At 42.1% G+C, this 17,949-nt stretch carries 16 protein-coding genes and 1 pseudogene; 13 read left to right on the top strand and 4 right to left on the bottom strand.

What is annotated here, in order from left to right:
• Positions 1 to 7: 7 nt before the first annotated feature.
• Entirely contained in the window at positions 8 to 1,489 is a 1,482-nt protein-coding gene (locus tag E4N74_RS08515) for a Do family serine endopeptidase (RefSeq protein WP_255817228.1), read from the bottom strand.
• Between the two features lie 126 nt (positions 1,490 to 1,615).
• On the opposite strand from E4N74_RS08515, the gene E4N74_RS08520 reads away from it, so the two are divergent.
• From E4N74_RS08520 to E4N74_RS08540, 5 genes are read left to right on the top strand one after another with little or no spacing between them, the layout of a single operon-like run.
• Positions 1,616 to 1,867: an EscU/YscU/HrcU family type III secretion system export apparatus switch protein gene (locus E4N74_RS08520; RefSeq protein ID WP_044977598.1), complete on the top strand. Its 252-nt coding sequence runs from the start codon at positions 1,616 to 1,618 to the stop codon at positions 1,865 to 1,867.
• 30 nt (positions 1,868 to 1,897) lie between these two features.
• Entirely contained in the window at positions 1,898 to 3,163 is a 1,266-nt protein-coding gene (locus E4N74_RS08525; protein ID WP_044977599.1) for a cyclic di-GMP phosphodiesterase, read from the top strand.
• The gene (locus E4N74_RS08530; RefSeq protein WP_145475203.1) at positions 3,163 to 3,555 is read left to right on the top strand and encodes a YraN family protein; all 393 of its coding nucleotides are present in this window, start codon (positions 3,163 to 3,165) and stop codon (positions 3,553 to 3,555) included. The genes E4N74_RS08525 and E4N74_RS08530 overlap by 1 nt, the downstream gene beginning before the upstream one ends.
• Positions 3,548 to 3,763, top strand: a complete 216-nt coding sequence (locus E4N74_RS08535; RefSeq protein ID WP_044977600.1) for a hypothetical protein — start codon at positions 3,548 to 3,550, stop codon at positions 3,761 to 3,763. Before E4N74_RS08530 ends, E4N74_RS08535 begins: the two co-directional genes overlap by 8 nt.
• Positions 3,760 to 4,233, top strand: coding sequence for a hypothetical protein (locus E4N74_RS08540; RefSeq protein WP_049992328.1), 474 nt, complete (start codon positions 3,760 to 3,762; stop codon positions 4,231 to 4,233). The genes E4N74_RS08535 and E4N74_RS08540 overlap by 4 nt, the downstream gene beginning before the upstream one ends.
• A gap of 98 nt (positions 4,234 to 4,331) precedes the next feature.
• Here the strand turns inward: E4N74_RS08540 and serS are convergent, their stop codons facing one another.
• Positions 4,332 to 5,600, bottom strand: coding sequence for a serine--tRNA ligase (gene serS / locus E4N74_RS08545; RefSeq protein WP_255817229.1), 1,269 nt, complete (start codon positions 5,598 to 5,600; stop codon positions 4,332 to 4,334).
• A 106-nt stretch (positions 5,601 to 5,706) separates the two neighbouring features.
• Between serS and E4N74_RS08550 the strand changes: the two genes are divergently transcribed.
• From E4N74_RS08550 to E4N74_RS08560, 3 genes are read left to right on the top strand one after another with little or no spacing between them, the layout of a single operon-like run.
• Positions 5,707 to 7,362, top strand: coding sequence for a TerB N-terminal domain-containing protein (locus E4N74_RS08550; RefSeq protein WP_255817230.1), 1,656 nt, complete (start codon positions 5,707 to 5,709; stop codon positions 7,360 to 7,362).
• Positions 7,359 to 8,690 carry an ATP-binding protein gene (locus tag E4N74_RS08555; RefSeq protein ID WP_255817231.1) on the top strand — a complete coding sequence of 444 codons (1,332 nt, stop codon included), beginning with the start codon at positions 7,359 to 7,361 and terminating at the stop codon, positions 8,688 to 8,690. The genes E4N74_RS08550 and E4N74_RS08555 overlap by 4 nt, the downstream gene beginning before the upstream one ends.
• 13 nt (positions 8,691 to 8,703) lie before the next feature.
• A complete protein-coding gene (locus tag E4N74_RS08560) occupies positions 8,704 to 10,947 on the top strand; it encodes a DEAD/DEAH box helicase (protein ID WP_255804974.1) in 2,244 nt (747 codons plus the stop codon).
• Here the strand turns inward: E4N74_RS08560 and E4N74_RS08565 are convergent.
• A complete protein-coding gene (locus E4N74_RS08565; protein WP_044977604.1) occupies positions 10,934 to 11,152 on the bottom strand; it encodes a helix-turn-helix domain-containing protein in 219 nt (72 codons plus the stop codon). The genes E4N74_RS08560 and E4N74_RS08565 overlap by 14 nt on opposite strands.
• Positions 11,153 to 11,467: 315 nt before the next feature.
• On the opposite strand from E4N74_RS08565, the pseudogene E4N74_RS08570 reads away from it, so the two are divergent.
• Positions 11,468 to 11,985 (top strand): annotated as a pseudogene (locus tag E4N74_RS08570) (MptD family putative ECF transporter S component); the annotation flags it as partial.
• A 95-nt stretch (positions 11,986 to 12,080) separates the two neighbouring features.
• Here the strand turns inward: E4N74_RS08570 and E4N74_RS08575 are convergent.
• Positions 12,081 to 12,242: a hypothetical protein gene (locus E4N74_RS08575; protein WP_255804976.1), complete on the bottom strand. Its 162-nt coding sequence runs from the start codon at positions 12,240 to 12,242 to the stop codon at positions 12,081 to 12,083.
• A gap of 273 nt (positions 12,243 to 12,515) precedes the next feature.
• Here E4N74_RS08575 and E4N74_RS08580 point away from each other — a divergent pair, with 273 nt between their 5' ends.
• Genes E4N74_RS08580 through E4N74_RS08595 form a run of 4 tightly spaced genes read left to right on the top strand, consistent with a single transcriptional unit; the run spans position 12,516 to position 17,095 of the window.
• The gene (locus tag E4N74_RS08580) at positions 12,516 to 14,693 is read left to right on the top strand and encodes a dynamin family protein (RefSeq protein ID WP_255817233.1); all 2,178 of its coding nucleotides are present in this window, start codon (positions 12,516 to 12,518) and stop codon (positions 14,691 to 14,693) included.
• Positions 14,694 to 14,729: 36 nt separating this feature from the next.
• Positions 14,730 to 15,572: a hypothetical protein gene (locus tag E4N74_RS08585; RefSeq protein WP_255817234.1), complete on the top strand. Its 843-nt coding sequence runs from the start codon at positions 14,730 to 14,732 to the stop codon at positions 15,570 to 15,572.
• Positions 15,566 to 16,720 carry a hypothetical protein gene (locus tag E4N74_RS08590; RefSeq protein WP_255817235.1) on the top strand — a complete coding sequence of 385 codons (1,155 nt, stop codon included), beginning with the start codon at positions 15,566 to 15,568 and terminating at the stop codon, positions 16,718 to 16,720. Before E4N74_RS08585 ends, E4N74_RS08590 begins: the two co-directional genes overlap by 7 nt.
• Positions 16,721 to 16,729: 9 nt before the next feature.
• Positions 16,730 to 17,095, top strand: coding sequence for a hypothetical protein (locus E4N74_RS08595; protein ID WP_255817236.1), 366 nt, complete (start codon positions 16,730 to 16,732; stop codon positions 17,093 to 17,095).
• Positions 17,096 to 17,949: the final 854 nt, after the last annotated feature.

Here is a 17,949-nt window from a genome sequence, read left to right on the forward strand (position 1 = left end):
GATCTGTTTATCTTTTAATCTTAGGGCTAACCAAGTTATGACCCTCTCTTATAAAGTCAAACCAGACCTCATTGCCTGATTGTGAAAGTTCGTCATAAAAGCTTAAGACATCTTTTACATCTTTTCCGTTTACTTTTACTATAATATCGCCGGGCTGCAAACTTATAACTGCTGCAGGGCTCTTAGACTGCATATTGGTCACAACAACACCGTTTTGACCTTTTTTTAACTCAAGCTGTTTTATAATTTCTTCAGTTAAAGGAGACGGAACAAAGCCGGGCCATAGTTTAGATGAATCTGCTACATTTTTTTCATCTCTTTCTTCAATTTTTACCGTAACGGAAATATTTTTTCCTTTTCGTAAAATCTTAAATGAAGCAGTCTCACCGGGTTTTAAATCGGCTACAACACGCAGTATATCGTCGACACTCTTAACCTTTGTCGAATTTACCTCGGTAATATAATCGCCGGGTTTTATGCCGCCCTTATCGGCAGGAGAACCTAAAAATACTTGTCCTGCAAAGGCACCTTCAATATCCTTTAAGTTTAAATTTTCTCTAAATTTATCGTTTATTTCAAGTAACTGAACACCCAGCCAGCCGTATTTAACTTCTCCCGAAGTAATAAAATCATCGATAGCTTTTTTAAGGTTGTTTATCGGAATCGAAAAGGCAAGACCTTGAGATCCGCCGCTTGATGAAACAATCCAGTTGTTTATGCCTATAACCTCGCCATAGATATTTACTAAGGGACCGCCCGAATTACCTTGATTTATAGCTGCATCCGTTTGAATAAAATCATTTATATTATTCCTATTTGGTCCGCCCGAACGGCCTACCGCACTTACAATACCGCTTGTAACCGTAGATACATAGCCCATAGGAGCTCCGATTGCGTATGTAAGATCTCCTACCTGTACGGTGTTTGAGTCTCCTAAAACGGCAACCCTCAAATCCTTGTCATAATCAAAAGAAACAAGGGCAACATCCTTTCTCTGATCAGAGCCGACCAATTTACCTTGAACTTTATCACCGTTATAAAGTATGACGGAAATTGTCTTTGCATTGCCTGTAACATGCTGATTTGTTAAAGCATAATAGGTTTTTCCCGTCTTTCTTACAATAACGCCTGAGCCCATTCCTTCCGCTTCATATTCTCTTTCTCCCTGCCCGTCTTTTTGATCCTGAGGGCGGTTAAAGAAAAACCAAGGGAAACCGTCTATATTGTTCTGAACCTTTCTTGTTTCTACAACATCAAGGGTAACTACCGAGGGTAAAATCATTGAAGTAAGTTCTCGATTTGCCCTTTGTAAAGATTCAAGAGCTGAAATAGACTCCTTACTTAGCTCCGTTTTTAACCCCTGATCGGCATACACCGTTGCTGCATTTTCAGGATTACTTGAACAACGGGCTGAAAGAAGAACAACCGAAACAAGCATAATCGATAAAATTCCGGCCATTGTTGAAATCGGATTTTTTAATTTACGCATATATCTAACCTCACTACATAATTATAATACTAAAACAAGAGCTTTTAAGTCAAGTTACATAAAAAAAAGGGGGAAAAATTTGTTTTATTACCTTGTTTTTTTTTATATTTGTGATAAAATGGAGACATGCATAAAGGAAAACTTGATTGTGCTGTGGCTCTTTCCTATGTTTTAGAATCAAAAGCACCTATAATTACGGCAGCAGGAAGGGGACTTACAGCAAAAAAAATAAAAGAAGCGGCAGAACGTAATGGAATAAAAATAGTGGAAAATGAAAACTTGGCAAATATTCTTGTCCATCAAGAAATAGGAGCCTGTATACCCGAATACACTTATAAAGCTGTAGCCGCTATTTTTGCCTTTTTGCTAAAAAAATAATTGTATTGATGTTAAACAAGGAGTTTTAAAATGTTAAAAAAAATTAAAACGGCTGACCTTAAGATCGGGGAACGTTTTTCGGCTCCCGTATTCTTTGACGACGGACGCAACATGCTTCTTCTTAGAGGTACACCTTTAAGCGACGATGAGTTAAACACCTTAAAAAGATGGAAAATTCAGTATGTCGTTACAGCCGGAGATCCCGTACCCGAGGGCGAGACCTTAGATGATGAAATAGCGGAACTTGATGAAATAGAAGAGGTTGAAGCTGTTGAAGATGCTGAGGAAATAGAAGAAGATAAGGAAGAATATCCCATCAACGGTACTAAAATTAAAAGATCCGAAATTGAAGAAATTTCTGCCGACTGTATTTTAAAACTTACAAAAGATTCCCGATCCATGCAACTCTATACGGAATATTTGGAAATTATAAAAAAAATTGAAAAAATATTTGAAAATTTTAAAGCACGGCAACCCGTAGATAATATGCCTGTAAGCTATCATGCAAAAGAGTTGATAGAATTAGTAAGAAAAAATCCGCCTCTTTGTGTAGGCTTTATATTGGGAACGGAACTTGAAGAAGACAGCCTTGCCCGATCTTCCGTAAATACGGCCATCTTGACCATCATTTTAAGTGAGGCCCTGGATCTCCCAAAAAACAGAATAAACGAAATCACTATAGCCGCTTTGCTGCACGATATAGGAATGATGAAAATACCGCAAAAGATATTAAACAAAACCGATACCTTAACTGATGTTGAAAAACAAGCAGTTGCTGCTCATACGGCCTATGGATACAGAACAGCTATGAGCGAGCTTATGTACACACGAGAAATTGCTTTGAGCATTATGCAGCATCATGAAAGATGGGACGGCAAGGGGTATCCTAACGGCCTTTCAGGAAAGGAAATAGATATAGGTGCAAGAATCATAACAGTTGCAGACGCTTTTGTTGCGATGATAACACCTAAACCATACAGAGATTTAATGCTGGGTTATCAAGCCATGAAAAATCTTCTGGCCGATAATGCCCGAATTTTCGATCCTGAAATAATAAAAGTTATGATAAGAAGCATAGGCATATACCCCATAGGCTCCATCGTTTTAATGAATGATGCCTCACTTGCCCGAGTAGTAAAAAGCTCGCCTGAAGCACCCATACGTCCCTTTGTTAGGGTCTTAATCGATGCAACAGGAGAAGTTTTAAATGAAGATTCCGAGCCGCTCGATCTAAAGAAAAATAAAAACCTTTTTATAGTTCGGGCTATAGATCCAAGAGCTTACAGAAATAAATAATGGATTCTCTCGGCATAAAAGGAGAAAACCGCATATCCGAATGGCTTACAAGTAAAGGCTACCTCATTTTAGAACGCAACTGGCGAACCCGCACGGGAGAAATAGATATAATTGCTTTGGATAAAAACAGTTCACCTTTTTCCGAAGAAATATTGGTTTTTATAGAAGTAAAAACCTTATTAAAAACGGAATTATCCGATCTGGATCTTATTATCAATAAAAAAAAACAAGAACGTATTATAAAAACAGCTAAACATTTTCTTGCAAACAATCGAAAATATAATAAGATGTATATAAGATTTGATGTGGTCGTATTAAGATCAAACCCTTTTTTGGAACAACCGCTTGAGATACTGCATTTAAAAGATGCCTTTGGAGATTGCTATGACTAGTGTGAATTTATTCCCACATAAAAAAAATACCTCTACCCATAATGCCGCATTAACGGATGAGGAAATTCATGCAATGGAATTAAAACTTGAAGACCCCGAGTACATAAATGCCGCTATTTATAGACTGGCTTCAATTATAACGGAAAGAATTTTGAACGGCGGACTCGATTACGAAAGTATGGATTGCAAAAAGAGGATAAGAGTATGAGTAAAAGAAGGTTTAAACCTATGAAAAGTCAAAGGACGGAAAAACAGGGCGATGACGCCCCTCAAAAAAGCCCTATTGACGGACAAATAAAAAAAACCAAGATTTTTCACAATCAAAACAGAGAGTCGGCTTTTAAAAATAGAGAGCCGGCTTTAAAAAAGATAGAATATCCCGAATACAAATGCTCAAAATGCGGGGAAATTATACAGGATTTAAGTTCGGCAATTGCCGATAAAGAAAGCGGCCTGCCTGCACACTTTGACTGTGTTATAGAATTTTTAAAAAAAGCGGAAGAAATAAAAGAAGGGGAAGAAATTATATACATAGGAAACGGAAACTTTGCCGTGGTCTATTTTGAAAATCCTAAAATTCGTAAAAACTTTAAAATCATAAAACTAATTGAATGGGAAGATAAAAATAGGCTCTACCAATGGAAAAAAGATATTTCGGAGCTTACATCAAAAACATAAAAAAAGCCGGACTATGTTCCGGCTTTTTTATATACCAAGGATAATTATTTAAAAAAAATTATCGGCCCTTTATTTTAAGCGGCGGTACTTGCATCGTTTTAGCCGATTCTATCAAAACCGCAATAGGGAACAAGTACTTCAGGTATCTTAATGGAACCGTCAGCTTGCTGATAGTTTTCCAAAACGGCTATCATAGCCCTGGACATAGCAAGAGCTGTTCCGTTTAGGGTATGAAGGAATTTATTTTTACCGTCATCATCCTTGTAGCGTATATTTAAACGGCGGGATTGATAATCGGTACAGTTTGAAGTAGAGGTAACCTCGCCCCATTCTCCTCCGTTTCTTCCGGGCATCCATGCTTCCAAATCCCACTTTCGATAGGCAGGGGCACCCAGATCTCCGGTACAAGTATCAACGACCCTAAAGGGAATTCCCAAGCCGTTAAATATTTCTTCTTCAATTAAGCGGAGCTCTTCATGGATAGCATCCGATTCTTCCGGCGTACAATACACAAACATTTCAAGTTTTGAAAACTGATGTACGCGGTAAAGCCCCTTTGAAAACTGTCCGGCGGCTCCCGCTTCACGCCTAAAGCAATGGGAAAGGCCGCAGTATTTTAAGGGCAAGCTCTCTTTTTTGATAATCTCATCCGAGTGATAGCCGCCCAGAGTAATCTCGGCAGTTGCAACCAAACAAGATCCCTCGCCTTCAAGAGAATATACGTTAGATTCTTCTCCTCGCGGATTAAAGCCGATACCGTATAAAATTTCTTCTTTTGCAACATCCGGCGTGATAAAGGGTTTAAACCCACGTTTCCGCAATATGTTAAGACCGTACATCGTCAGAGCCTGCTCTAAAAATACGGCTTCGTTTTTTAAAAAATAGAATTTAACGCCTGAAACTTTCGTACCCGCTTCAAAGTCGATTATATCCAAATCTTGGCCTAACTGAACATGATCTTTAGGTTCAAAGTCAAACTTAGGAATGCTGCCTGACCGCTTAACTTCCAAATTGTCGGAATCTTCCTTGCCGACGGGGGCTTCGGGATGAGCCATATTCGGAATTTTACTTACAGCCTCATGCAGAGCTTTTTCGGCTTCAGCAAGATCGGCTTCTACTTGAGCAATTTTTTCTTTTATAGCTTTTCCTTGATCGACCAGTTTTTGTCTTTCTTCGGAACTTAATTTTTGCTTCATTGACTGAGAATTATCGTTTCGTTCTTTTTGCAGATTTTGTAAAGACGTAACAAGAGCAGTACGCTTATCATATAGTTCCACTGCCTTATCGGCATCCGCATTCATATGCCGGTTTTTAATATTTTGTTTTACGGCTTCAAGATTTTCTTTAATAAATTTATAGTCCAACATAATAAAATTGTACTTGTTATTTCGATTTCTGTCAAGGTACCGCATTTTATGTCGATTTTAATACCTTGACACATTTTTATATACCGGTATAATTTTAAGACCATCATTGAAAAAGAAAGACCGAAAAATGCGATTACGGGATCTGACGATATACGCAAAAGAAAAACATCACATTGCCGAGCAAAGCGGATTTACGATTGTGCTCGCAAGCGATTTGCCGGCGACACAGGCGGAATATCACGCATCGGCGATTCCGTTTTCAAAGCCGGCGTCTTCTTTGCAGCCCGCTCAAATCCCTGAAAAAATTCGCAAAATGATAAAGCTCTACCGGTACGGAGACGGTTCGTTCCGCCAAAAATGCCGGAATTTCTACGTGCAGGCAAAATTCATGGAGGATTACGAAGACGATGCTCCGTGGAACGGCGAATTTCATCGATATTTTACCGTCTATCACGATTTGAGCGTAAAGCAGCTCCGCGGCTATTTTACGTGGAGGACGAAGGTTCGAAAAGGCGTCTATGAACCGATCGCCGCATCGCTTGCGTACCTGTATCTTTACGAACTTTTAAACGGCATCGGCACATCTTCGCTTGAAGACGCTCTTTGCAAAATGGAAGCGTTTGAAAACGGCTTTATCGATTCCGGCATCGGAGACGGCGGCATGCGCAAAAATCTGCGCCGCTGGATGCACGAACTTGCCGTTACCGGAGGCGCCGCTCCCGAAACGGCCGTCCAATATGCGAATGCGGAAACATTAAAACGGGATGTCGCACTTTTGGTTCTCCGCAAGCCGGCACAGTATAGCGATGACGGACTGTTCGGCGCGCTATGCGTATTCGGCGGGGCGAAGATACAAAACGGAGCGGTTTTTAAAAAGTCCGAAGCCGACGCAAAACGCTTATTCGCCGCGGTATGGCGTTATGCCGCATCACAGTATAAAAAAGACGGAAAAGATTTTTTTACCGCGTGCTTCGGCAGGCAAAGAGAATTCAGCTGGCATCCGCTCGAAAACGCAGTCTATTGGAATCCTAAGCCGGCGATAAACGCCGATTATGTGCTTAACGAATGTCATCGGTATATCTGCCGCGGCGGAAAGTGGAAAGAGCGCTGTTATCACAGCCTTTACTATGACAAGGCGCTTTTCGAAGGCTTACTGAGCGAAGCCGAGCGAAGGCTCCGTATCTATTTGAATGCGGGCCGCCCCTTAAAAGAAAGACCGGAAGACGCGTGGGCCGCCGCTCTCATCGAAGACGTGATTGCTGCCGAAAAGCGATTGCAAGCGGAAGCCTTGAAGCCTAAGGTTACAATCCGCTTCGGCGACCTTGACAGGATCCGAAAAGATGCGCTCCAAACCCGTGAAAGCCTTTTAACCGAAGAAGAAAAAGCGGACGAAAAAACGGATAAAAACAATCGGGAAAATCAAGCGCACGCAGAAAAAGCGGCGCGTGAAAACAGCGCATGCAAAAACCGCACGTCCGACGAACCGGCATTCCGAGACGAAGCCGCTTCCGGCGGCGAAATTCCCGCCATGCCGATCACTGCGGAACAGGCGGACATCCTGATGCTGCTTTTGCGCGGAGAATCCGTAAAGAGCGTTTTAAAAGCTCGGAACGAAATGGCTGAAATTTTTGCCGATTCTTTAAACGAAACCCTGTTCGATACAATCGGCGACATCGCCGTGGAATGCGACAACGGCGACCTTACGCTTGTGGAAGACTACCGCGAAGACATAGGCCGCATACTCGGAGGAAACATACAATGAACGAAGAAAACAGAAAAGTGCCGAAGAGAATCGCTCAAGCCGTGCTGAATTCTCTGAAAGGCGGCGTCGTTCCCCGCATCGGTCTTCCGTACATCACCGTCGGGCGGAAAAACGAAATTGAAGCGCTCCTTCACGACGTGGATATTATTTCGGAAGGAGGTGCGTCCTTCCGCTTTATCGTGGGACGATACGGTTCGGGCAAAAGCTTTCTTTTGCAGACAATCCGCAACCACATCATGGAGCGGGGCTTTGTCGTCGCCGACGCCGATCTTTCGCCCGAACGGAGGCTGCAGGGAACGCACGGGCAAGGACTTGCCACCTACCGCGAACTCATCGGCAACCTGTCCACAAAGACAAAGCCCGAAGGCGGCGCGCTCACTTTAGTGCTCGACCGCTGGATAAGCAGCGTGCAGAGTGAAGCCGTAAACGAAAGCGGCGCCGTACCGGGCGATCCCGCGCTCACGGCGTCGGTGGACAAAAAAATCTACGCGGTTACTTCCTCCGTCAGCGAACTGGTGCACGGCTTCGAGTTCGCAAAGCTCCTTTCGGCGTACTATCATGCCTACGTGAACGGAGACGATGCGCTGAAGGCGAAGGTTGTGCGCTGGTTCCGCGGCGAATACAATTTGAAGCGCGAAGCAAAAGAAGAGCTGGGCGTCAACATTATCATCTCCGATGATGATTGGTACGATTATCTCAAACTCTTCGCAGCCTTTTTCCGTTTGGCCGGCTACACCGGCATGATGATCATCATCGACGAACTCGTAAACATATACAAAATTCCCAATTCAATCACAAGGCAGTACAATTATGAAAAGCTGCTGACCATGTATAACGATACCCTGCAGGGTAAGGCGAAATATGTGGGCATCCTCATGGGCGCCACACCGCAGGCAGTCGAGGATAAGCGGCGCGGTGTATACAGCTATGAAGCGCTGCGCTCGCGCCTTGCGGAAGGAAAATTTTCAAAACCCGGAGCGCGTGATTTATTGGCGCCAGTCATCCGCTTGGAGCCGCTTACCGCCGAAGAAATGCTCATCCTGTGCGAAAAGCTCGCCGCCATGCATGCCGATCTGTACGGATACGAAAGGAATGTTACGACGGACGATCTGGCCGTTTTTATCCGCATCGAATACGAGCGCATCGGTGCGGATTTGAATATAACTCCGCGCGAAGTGATTCGGGATTTTATCGAACTGTTGAATCTTTTGTATCAAAATCCGTCCATGACCATAGAACAATTGCTGAATTCCGATGAATTTTCCTACGCCAAAACCGAAGCGGTATCGGACAAAGCGGACGGCACTTTTGTAGAATTCAGCGTGTAAGGAAAAGACCGCTATGGATGTTTTCAGCCGATACGCACCGTTTATACAGGACTATATCTACCGTTCGGGATGGCAAATGCTGCGCGCCGTGCAAAATGCCGCAGGGGACGCTCTTTTTAATATGGATGACAACGTTCTTTTGACCGCGTCAACCGCATCGGGAAAAACGGAAGCGGCATTTTTTCCGATTTTGAGCCTGCTTGCAGAAAATCCGTCTTCGTCCGTCGGCGTCTTGTATATCGCTCCGCTCAAAGCGCTCATCAACGACCAGTTCGGACGATTGGGCGAATTGTGCGAAGAAGCCGGAATACCCGTTACGCGCTGGCACGGAGATGTGCCGCAGTCTCAAAAGCGGAAACTCCTGCGAAAACCGGCGGGTATATTGCAGATAACGCCGGAATCTTTGGAATCCTTGATGATCAACAAGCACATGGAAATCCCTTCGCTTTTCGGCGATCTGCGCTTTATCGTCATCGACGAAATACACTCGCTTCTCCGCGCCGATCGCGGCTTGCAGACTTTTTGCCTTATCGAGCGGCTGTGCAAAACCGCATCGTGTAATCCCAGACGCATCGGGCTTTCCGCGACCATCGGAAATCCCGAACAAGCCGGAAAATTTCTTTCGGCGGGCAGCAGCAAAAAGACGGTCATTCCCCGTTTTGACGGCGGAAAGGAAGTGTGGCGGCTTTCTATGGAGCATTTTTTCAATACCGCTCCGCAAGCCGACGAGGGCAGAGAGGCCTTTTCGGAAGCGCCGATTATAGAGCCCGCAACCGACACGGCACCGAAGGCCGCCGACCCCGGCATCGGATACATATTCGAACACACGCGCGGAAAAAAATGCCTCGTGTTTACCAATTCCCGCGAAGAATGCGAGTCCGTGTGCCAATACCTGCGCCAATACTGCGAAGCGAATCACGAAGCCGACCGCTTTCTTATCCACCACGGAAACCTTTCCGCTTCTTATCGCGAAAGCGCCGAAGAAGAAATGAAGGACGACGATTCGCTTATGAGCGTTTGCGCTACGGCAACGCTAGAGCTTGGCATCGACATCGGCAAACTTGAGCGCGCTTTTCAGATAGATGCGCCGTTTACCGTTTCGGGCTTTTTGCAGCGCATGGGCCGCACCGGCCGCCGCGGCAATCCTTCCGAAATGTGGTTCGTCATGCGCGAAGATCACCCCGAAGCGAGAGCCATGCTGCCTGATATGATTCCGTGGTATCTCATTCAGGGCGTCGCACTCGTACAGCTGTATGTCGAAGAGCGCTTTGTTGAACCGCCGAGGACACAGCGGCTGCCCTTCAGTCTGCTCTATCATCAAACGATGAGTACGCTCGCTTCCCGCGGAGAAATGACGCCCGCCGAACTTGCGTCCAGAGTTTTGCCGTTGTCGGCTTTTCATCGAATCACTCAAGACGATTACCGCGTGCTGCTTCGGCACTTGCTCGAAATCGATCACATAAACCGTACGGAAAACGGAGGGCTCATTGTCGGACTTGCAGGCGAGCGAATCGTCAACGATTACAAATTCTACGCGGTGTTTCAGGAAAACATCGAATACACCGTGCGCTCAGGCTCGGAGCAGCTCGGCACCATTGTAAAGCCGCCGCCTGCGGGAGACAAAATCGCCATTGCGGGCCGCGTATGGGCGGTCGACGAAGTGGACCATAAAAAACGTGAAGTATATTGCACGTTGGTTAAAGGCAATATCCCCGCGTATTTCGGCGATGTTGCCGGCGACATACACACGCACATTTTGGAGCGGATGTACGGCGTTCTTTCGGAAGATAAAGCCTATCCATATTTGATGCGGCACGCCGTCTGCCGCCTTGCCGATGCACGGGAAACCTTTGAGAAGGCGCTCATGCAAAATCGGCCGCTTATCAATCTCGGAGGCAAAATGTGGGCACTGTTCCCGTGGCTGGGAACCTACGCCTTTCTTGCGCTCGAACGCTTTTTAAAACTGCGCTGCACAAAGCGGCTGGGATTAAAAGGCTTAAATCCGTCCCGCCCATATTATATGCAGTTTACGATGCAGGCGAGCGAAGAAGAATTTTTCAAAATTGTTGCAGAAGAAGCCGAAACGGAATTCAATCCGATAGAGCTTGTCTATCCGAAAGAAGTTCCCGTTTTTGAAAAATACGATGAATACGTTCCGGAAGAATTGGTGCGCAAGGGCTTTGCCGAAGGAGTCCTCGACATTGCGGGAATGAAAAAGCGCATACTCGGATGGCACCTTAAAGTCATACAAAAGTAATCGGCTGCTTTTCAGCTTCGATTGGAGGATGAGTACGGTACTCCGACGGCAGTACACCGGTATAGTTTTTGAATTGAACGGAAAAACTTCCCGCATTTTTATAACCGAGCCGGTAGGCAATTTCCGCAACATAGAGATTGCTTTGCTTCAACAGCTCGCACGCACACTCCATCTTTTTTTGCGTTATGTAGCCGTGTAACGGCATCCACTACGGGTAAAAAATAGATATTAGACCTATATTAGCATCAAGTATAATCCTTTTACCGGTAAGCATATTTATAATAAATAAAGCAATCTATACTTTTAAATATACATTCTTTAGCATAGTAATTTCGTCTGTATTATGTATTATTACAATGTCATTTAATTTGATTTTTGTGGGTTTAATACCCTGTTGCTGCGCAACGTACGCTCTGCGCCGTAATAAAGGGTATAAAAGCCGACTGCAACCACCTTATGAGAACATACAACGCGAAACGTTGAGCATTGTATCCCGATGCTCTGCGTCGGGGTATTATTGATTTATGTGGTCGGAATGCTGACATCCGTTACTATCCCCGTTATGCACGTGTTTGCGCCCAGTATGACGGGAATTCTAATGGGGCTATTGTGCTTTTTATTGTAAAGACTGTCAGGCGTTTCGGTGTATTGATGCTGCTTGCCGGTTTAGGCGTTGCGCTTTTTACGCTGACCGGAATGGGAAGTATTAACTGTTTAATTTTTGTTGTCATTGCAGGTTTGATAGCCGATGTGATTATCGCAAAAACAGGATTCAAAACGTTTTCGATCGGCATCGGTCACGGACTGACTCAGGCAGCCTATTTTGCCGGAGGTGCGTTTCCCTTTCTTTTCTTTTTGGAACGGAAATTGTCAAAGTGGCAGAAAATGGGAATAAGCCTGGAAGAAATGCATGAATATGTGCAATACTTTACCGGAGCCTTTGCCGTCATCGGCATCGTATCCGCCATCGTCTTCGGTATCGTCGGCATCTATATTGGCAAGCTCATCTTAAAACGGCACTTTAAGGATATGGAGTAAAAGAGACGGGAGAGGGAAGGAAAGAAAACCTGATAAAAAGCGTACGTTCTTCGGACAGTAAGCTGTAAGAGTGTCCATTCAGGATCGTGTTCTGTTTACTTTGCCTGTTTTTTAGCAGCAGCTTTGTGGATACTCTGTATTTCTTCCTGTGTCAACGGCATATTCATCATTTCTTCAAACGTCATAATTACGATAGTACTCATCGATTTCTTTTTTTCTACATCCCGCTCAGAGGTCAGCACCGTTTTCCTCTTCATTATTAGTGTGCATTATTTTGTATACACAGTCAAGGTTGGCTGATTCAAGTTTTCAAAAAGGTAAATATTCATATTCAATTATTATGCGTAGATTTTATCTCGTGTCTTTAATAATCTTTCAAGCAATATTAGCATATTAAATATATTCTATAAAGCAATATATATATATATCCATAAGAATATTTTTATTATTCATATTTGCATAAAAGTATTGACTTTTTCTATATTTAGCTGTACCTTATATCTATATTCATAGTAAGGAGAACTTTTTATATGGATTTGAAATCATTTCGTGAAGATAAACTTAAAATAACGCAGTCTGCTTTTGCAGAGTTGATTGACGTTGAGCAGTCCAATATTTCAAGATGGGAGAAAGACCCAAGTAGTATGCAGTTTCAAGTGATACAAAGGATTCTTGAAAAAACCGGTGCCACATACGAAGAATTGACGGGATGGAAGAAACCGATTCCTAAACCTCTGGATGTGAAAAACACTTGGAAAAACATGAAATTAACTAACAATTCTTTTTCCGAGATTTTAGAAGAAATGCATATTCCGGATGAATACCGTAAATCTTATATTGAGGATTTGCAGTGCGGTATAGCTGCAAATCTCGTGAAACCTAAAGTCGCAGTTGTAGGACGCTCAGATACAGGGAAAAGTGCTCTCATTAATGCACTGTTAGGTACCGATAAAATGCCTACGGCATGGACTCCGACAACGTCCGTTGCAGTTTATATTAAGCACATTTCGGATAAGCCTTCTTTTATCGAAGAAGATGTGTGGGTATTTGCCAATCAAAGTGAAACAGAACATTTGTGGGATGAACGTAAGCTCCCTGATGAAGTTTATTGCCGCTCTTGGAAAATCGGGGCAGGCGGTATAGAAATTTTGCGCTCTTTTGGAACGCGACAAGGAGAAAATTACGAAAAAGGCGCCTGCTCAGCCGTAGTTTTTATTGACGCGCCTATTTTAAAAACTTGTGATATTGTAGATTTACCCGGCTTTGGTACGGAAACCGAAAACGATGACAATATCACTTTTGCTGCGGCACAAAGAGCTGATGTGGTGCTTTATCTCTCACAAGCCAACGGATTTATGCGAATCGAAGATATTATCTATTTGAAACGCAATATAAGTGAGCTCCCTATCTGGGAGAAAAAGGATGAAAATCCTTTACAGCCTCTTTCTAATCTGTTTGTTATTGCGTCTCAGGCGCATACGGTAAGTAATGGCAACAAGGTACAACTGAAGGAAATACTGGATGCAGGTTGCACTAATTTATTGAAAACACTTCCTGATGAGTATTGGACTAATCGGGAAAAAGTATCAGGTTATACATATGCAGACAACGGCTTTAATGAGCTTCGCTCCCGTTTCTTTGCATACACTGTTGATATCCCGGATATATGCTCACCGTTTAATGCTGCTTTGGCTGAAGTTCTCGAATCATTACCTATTATCATAGACGAAAGAACAAAATCTTTTGTACGAGACTATGTTGAAGCTCGAAAGGCTGCTATCATCAATAAAATTCAACAGTATAAGGGAATTATTGATGATCATGAGAAATATGCAATGTTGCTTACTGCAATTGAAGAAAATGAACTTCCCCGAATGCAGGATAATAGTAATCACAAAAAAGATATTCAACAGGAAATCGTTCGCCTTTCCTCTGAATCCATCAAGGAATTTAGCAAGTATATTGCGGAAACCATCAATATAGATGCTCTTGTCCGCCTTATGGAAAAAAAAGGCGTAAAGAACAAAAAAGCTGATATTGAATTGTTTGGTAGCACTTTACAGAGTATGATACAAGAGCAGTGTGAAACAATTCTTGCGGAAAAGAAGGATGTCCTAGCCGAAAAAATAAAAAAGTATGTTACTTTCTATGAGCAAAGTATCGGACAGCTTTTTGAAAACAATAGTATTATTGTAGACTTTGATACCGAACGGACATTCGCATCAGCTCTTTCTTTTGGAATACTTGGAGGATTGGGGACATTCCTTGCAAGAAGTACTTTCTCTAGACTTTTATTTACGTGTGCCAGTTTTTCAGTCGTTTCATCTCTTGTTTACACTGTCGTTACAACCTCGATCTTTGGGCCAATCGGCTTGCTCGTCGAATTTTTGATTACGGGAGGATTAAGTCTTGTAAACTTGTTCGGAGGTGGATGGAAAAAGGCTGTCGCTAGAAAAATTGTCGCTATTTTTGAAAAAGAAGAGCTTAGTCAAAAATTCTCTAGCAGCATTGAACAGTATTGGAAACAAACCCAAACGGCTATTGAGCAAGCAATTGCAAAATTAGACACAGAATGGGATACGTATGTCAAGAATCTTCGTAATATAGTTAACGAAGATGATATTAAAGAGATAGAATCTAAAATTAACACTCTAAATTATTTGTCCGATTGTTTCGATAAAATCCGTTGTACAATATCGGATCGATAATCTTTACAAGCGAAAACATTTATCAGGAGGATAAAAATGCTTAGTTTATTTGAGGAATATAAAAACGGTGAAAAAATAGAAGAAGCCCTATTAGTCGGACGCAATTTATTTAATCGAAATCCCGGAGATGAGAAAATTTTTTCTGCATATTTTTCGTATCTTTGTACATTAGCGGAAACGCTCCCCTCATTTGCAGATAGAAGTAGTTTTGCAGAACAAGCGAATGTAGCTCTTGCTTTTTATTCTGAAAATGCAGCGCTCACGAATGAATCTATTAAAACTTTCTTTGCACAGCGGCAACGCATTAGTGCTATTTTTGATGAAATCGAAAAAAAGAATTTAGAAAATAACGAAAAAAAGCGCCGCGAGATTGAATCGTTTAATACTGAGTGCTTAAAAGAATTGTATGCGCTCAAAGATACATTGCAGAAAGTTGATACACAAAAAGAATTTGACGATATTCTCGCTCAAATTGGGAAGCTTGACAGTAAAATTGATAAAGATGCATTGACTGATGAACAAAGTTCGGTATACGGATCTTTGACAAAAGATCATACGGAATTCATTAGTATGAAAATGCGTCAACTGGAATACAAAAAAAATATCGCCTATAACAGGCAAGCAGTTGACGCGTTTGCTCTAGCATTTGAGCAATTTCGTAAAAATGAGAAGCAGTATAAAGATCAAACCCAATTGTTTCATCTTGCATCAACAAAACTTTTTGCATTTGATGCTTCTCGTTTATTTAATGAGACATTGATTTATTTTAATCATGTTTATTCATATATTTTTAGCAAACTTGATGATGACGGTAAACTTACCCTGACACGATATTCAGTAGAATGCGAACGAAATCACGGTGGATGTGATTTATGCTAACAGCCTTAAAGAACAATTGTAGTTTAACTTTTTACCGGCAAGCAACGGTGCGCAGTACCGGTATAAGTGTTTCATACGCCGGAAGTTTCTCCGCCGTTCCGCTTTCCGGTGTATCATTTTCAACAATGTCTACTACAAATAGACATAATGCTCAACTCAATGATTATCTGGCAAACTTTAATGACTTACGAATAAGTGATGTACAACGATATGATCTTAGTTCTCCAAATAGCGTTGCACGTAGCATAGGTGTCAAGAGAGCTTGGATGTATGAGAAAGCGGATATTGAAATGGGCGGTGGCGGATCTGCGAATTGGAATACTGAAGAGAAAGCGCAAATTATGGAACATGATACTGTGCGAGGCGCAGAGGGACATCACCAACAAAGTGTTGCATATCATCCTGAAGAACAAACTAATCCCGATAATATCAAATTCTACAAGAGCAGGGAGCAACACCGCAACGAAGGTCATGGCGGAAGTTTTCAAAACGAAAGCAATAAACCAATGATCGACAAAAACGAGATGCTTGAAAAGACCAATGCCAAGCGTGTCTTAAAAAATGAGTTGCAAGGTCTTGGATTAGTCGCAGCTATTGGAACCGGGGTCGGATTAACCATCGGCTTTATTACTACTCTTGCTCGATCAGGTGTAACTCCAGATACATTGAAATTTGCAGCAGCGACAGGATTGAAAAACGGCATAGAATCGGGACTGCTATCAGTCGTCGGTTATGGTATTGGCAGAACAATAGGAGAAGTAACCTCGCAGGCTGTTTTGGGTATACTGGGTAATGTCGGTGTTACTATCACCGATAATATTTTGAAAATGGTTAATATGAGTGCGGTAGGTTTATTGACAATCGCCGTTTTCTCTACATATCAGTTTTTAAAACTCAGGCTAAAAGTTGTCGGCACAAAGGCTGCGCTGATACAGACGGGAAAACAAGCTTTGTTTTCTCTCTCCTTATTAGCCGTATCTATAGCAGCGCAAGGAATTTATGGTGGTTGGGCAGGAATTATTGTGTCTATAGGTATAGGAATAATTATAATTACCTATTCCGTTGCCTCTTCTGTACATCAGCGCCATTTTGTTGAAAAAATACGGATATACACAATCAAAAAATGCTATCCGTTTTTCTTAGTATAGGAAGGTTATATGAATTATTTAGAATTTATTGAAAAGGCTGTTACACAAGATAAAAGAAATGTTTTTTCTAACTATGACGGTGCTCTTGATTTTGTTCCAAATGATTTAAAAGCTTTTTATAAAAAGTACAACCCTTCCGACGTGGAGATAAATAGTGTCCGTTTCTCTCCGGCTGAGAAACTTGCAGCCATACAAGAAGAATATTCTTATTTGAATGCACAGTTCATATTTGCAACGTGTAATGGAGATCCGATTTTTCTGCACGATGGACTTGTTTACACTGCTCCGCACGGCGTGAATAATCCTAAATGGGAATTATTGGCTAAAGATATTAACACATATTTTTCATCTTTAGTCGTAAAGAGTTTTTCTTAAGCAAAGAGATATAGAAATATCTAGTAAACATATGACAAGCAATCACTTATTCTCTTTCATTTATCTATCTCCTGCTCTTCTCCCAAAGCTGCCGGTAGTGGGGAGGCGTATTGGATTCGTATCGCTTAAATATCTTATAAAATTAAATATATCAACAATCATTAGAAAAAGATGACAAATGCCACGGTATCCAATGACGTTTTTCTCACTGACTTTTTTTGGGTAAACTTCTATAATAGTCCATAAAGGTACATAAAGAGGTTTTTCACAATCTGTTTTTTCAACAGAAACTGCTGAAATTTATCAAATAAGGATGATACTATGAAGATACGAACGGTAACGGCAGCGTTTACAGCATTGCTGTCTATATGCGTAATGACGTTGTGCGCTCAAGAAGCGTATAATGATTCGTGCGAGGGTTTAATACCCTGTTGCTGCACAACGTAGGCTCTGCGCCGTAACAAAGGGTATTAAAGCCGACTGCAACCACCTTATGAGAACATACAACGCGAAACGTTGAGCATTGTACCCCGATGCTCTGCGTCGGGGTATTGTTGATTTTTGTGCATAAAATAATGAAAAAAGTAACTGAAAAAATTAAAAAAACAGATTAGCAGTTAGTTATTCATACTTCCGTACTATCTTATTGTTATCAGATAGACTTTCAAGAATTTTCCAAATAGCCTCTTAAAAAACGCCATTCTCCCGCTTTCCCTCCCAGCCAAAATATATCGCTAACAGACAAACTTTTACCGGTTTTGCGGACAACTCATTCAAAAAGAGAAGGCTTATTTTAAGCGGCACAATTCGACAGCCTCGAAATCTGAAGATTTCTACGGTTGTCGAATTTTATT

Origin of the sequence: Treponema putidum, from assembly GCF_024401155.1 — a bacterium.
GTDB classification, from domain to species: Bacteria; Spirochaetota; Spirochaetia; order Treponematales; family Treponemataceae; genus Treponema_B; species Treponema_B putidum.

Bases quoted from the DNA above. Each gene is read 5' to 3' on its own strand.
- E4N74_RS08515 (WP_255817228.1), bottom strand. From the start codon at position 1,489: ATGCGTAAATTAAAAAATCCGATTTCAACAATGGCCGGAATTTTATCG.
- E4N74_RS08520 (WP_044977598.1), top strand. From the start codon at position 1,616: ATGCATAAAGGAAAACTTGATTGTGCTGTGGCTCTTTCCTATGTTTTA.
- E4N74_RS08525 (WP_044977599.1), top strand. From the start codon at position 1,898: ATGTTAAAAAAAATTAAAACGGCTGACCTTAAGATCGGGGAACGTTTT.
- E4N74_RS08530 (WP_145475203.1), top strand. From the start codon at position 3,163: ATGGATTCTCTCGGCATAAAAGGAGAAAACCGCATATCCGAATGGCTT.
- E4N74_RS08535 (WP_044977600.1), top strand. From the start codon at position 3,548: ATGACTAGTGTGAATTTATTCCCACATAAAAAAAATACCTCTACCCAT.
- E4N74_RS08540 (WP_049992328.1), top strand. From the start codon at position 3,760: ATGAGTAAAAGAAGGTTTAAACCTATGAAAAGTCAAAGGACGGAAAAA.
- serS (WP_255817229.1), bottom strand. From the start codon at position 5,600: ATGTTGGACTATAAATTTATTAAAGAAAATCTTGAAGCCGTAAAACAA.
- E4N74_RS08555 (WP_255817231.1), top strand. From the start codon at position 7,359: ATGAACGAAGAAAACAGAAAAGTGCCGAAGAGAATCGCTCAAGCCGTG.
- E4N74_RS08560 (WP_255804974.1), top strand. From the start codon at position 8,704: ATGGATGTTTTCAGCCGATACGCACCGTTTATACAGGACTATATCTAC.
- E4N74_RS08565 (WP_044977604.1), bottom strand. From the start codon at position 11,152: ATGCCGTTACACGGCTACATAACGCAAAAAAAGATGGAGTGTGCGTGC.
- E4N74_RS08575 (WP_255804976.1), bottom strand. From the start codon at position 12,242: ATGAAGAGGAAAACGGTGCTGACCTCTGAGCGGGATGTAGAAAAAAAG.
- E4N74_RS08580 (WP_255817233.1), top strand. From the start codon at position 12,516: ATGGATTTGAAATCATTTCGTGAAGATAAACTTAAAATAACGCAGTCT.
- E4N74_RS08585 (WP_255817234.1), top strand. From the start codon at position 14,730: ATGCTTAGTTTATTTGAGGAATATAAAAACGGTGAAAAAATAGAAGAA.
- E4N74_RS08590 (WP_255817235.1), top strand. From the start codon at position 15,566: ATGCTAACAGCCTTAAAGAACAATTGTAGTTTAACTTTTTACCGGCAA.
- E4N74_RS08595 (WP_255817236.1), top strand. From the start codon at position 16,730: ATGAATTATTTAGAATTTATTGAAAAGGCTGTTACACAAGATAAAAGA.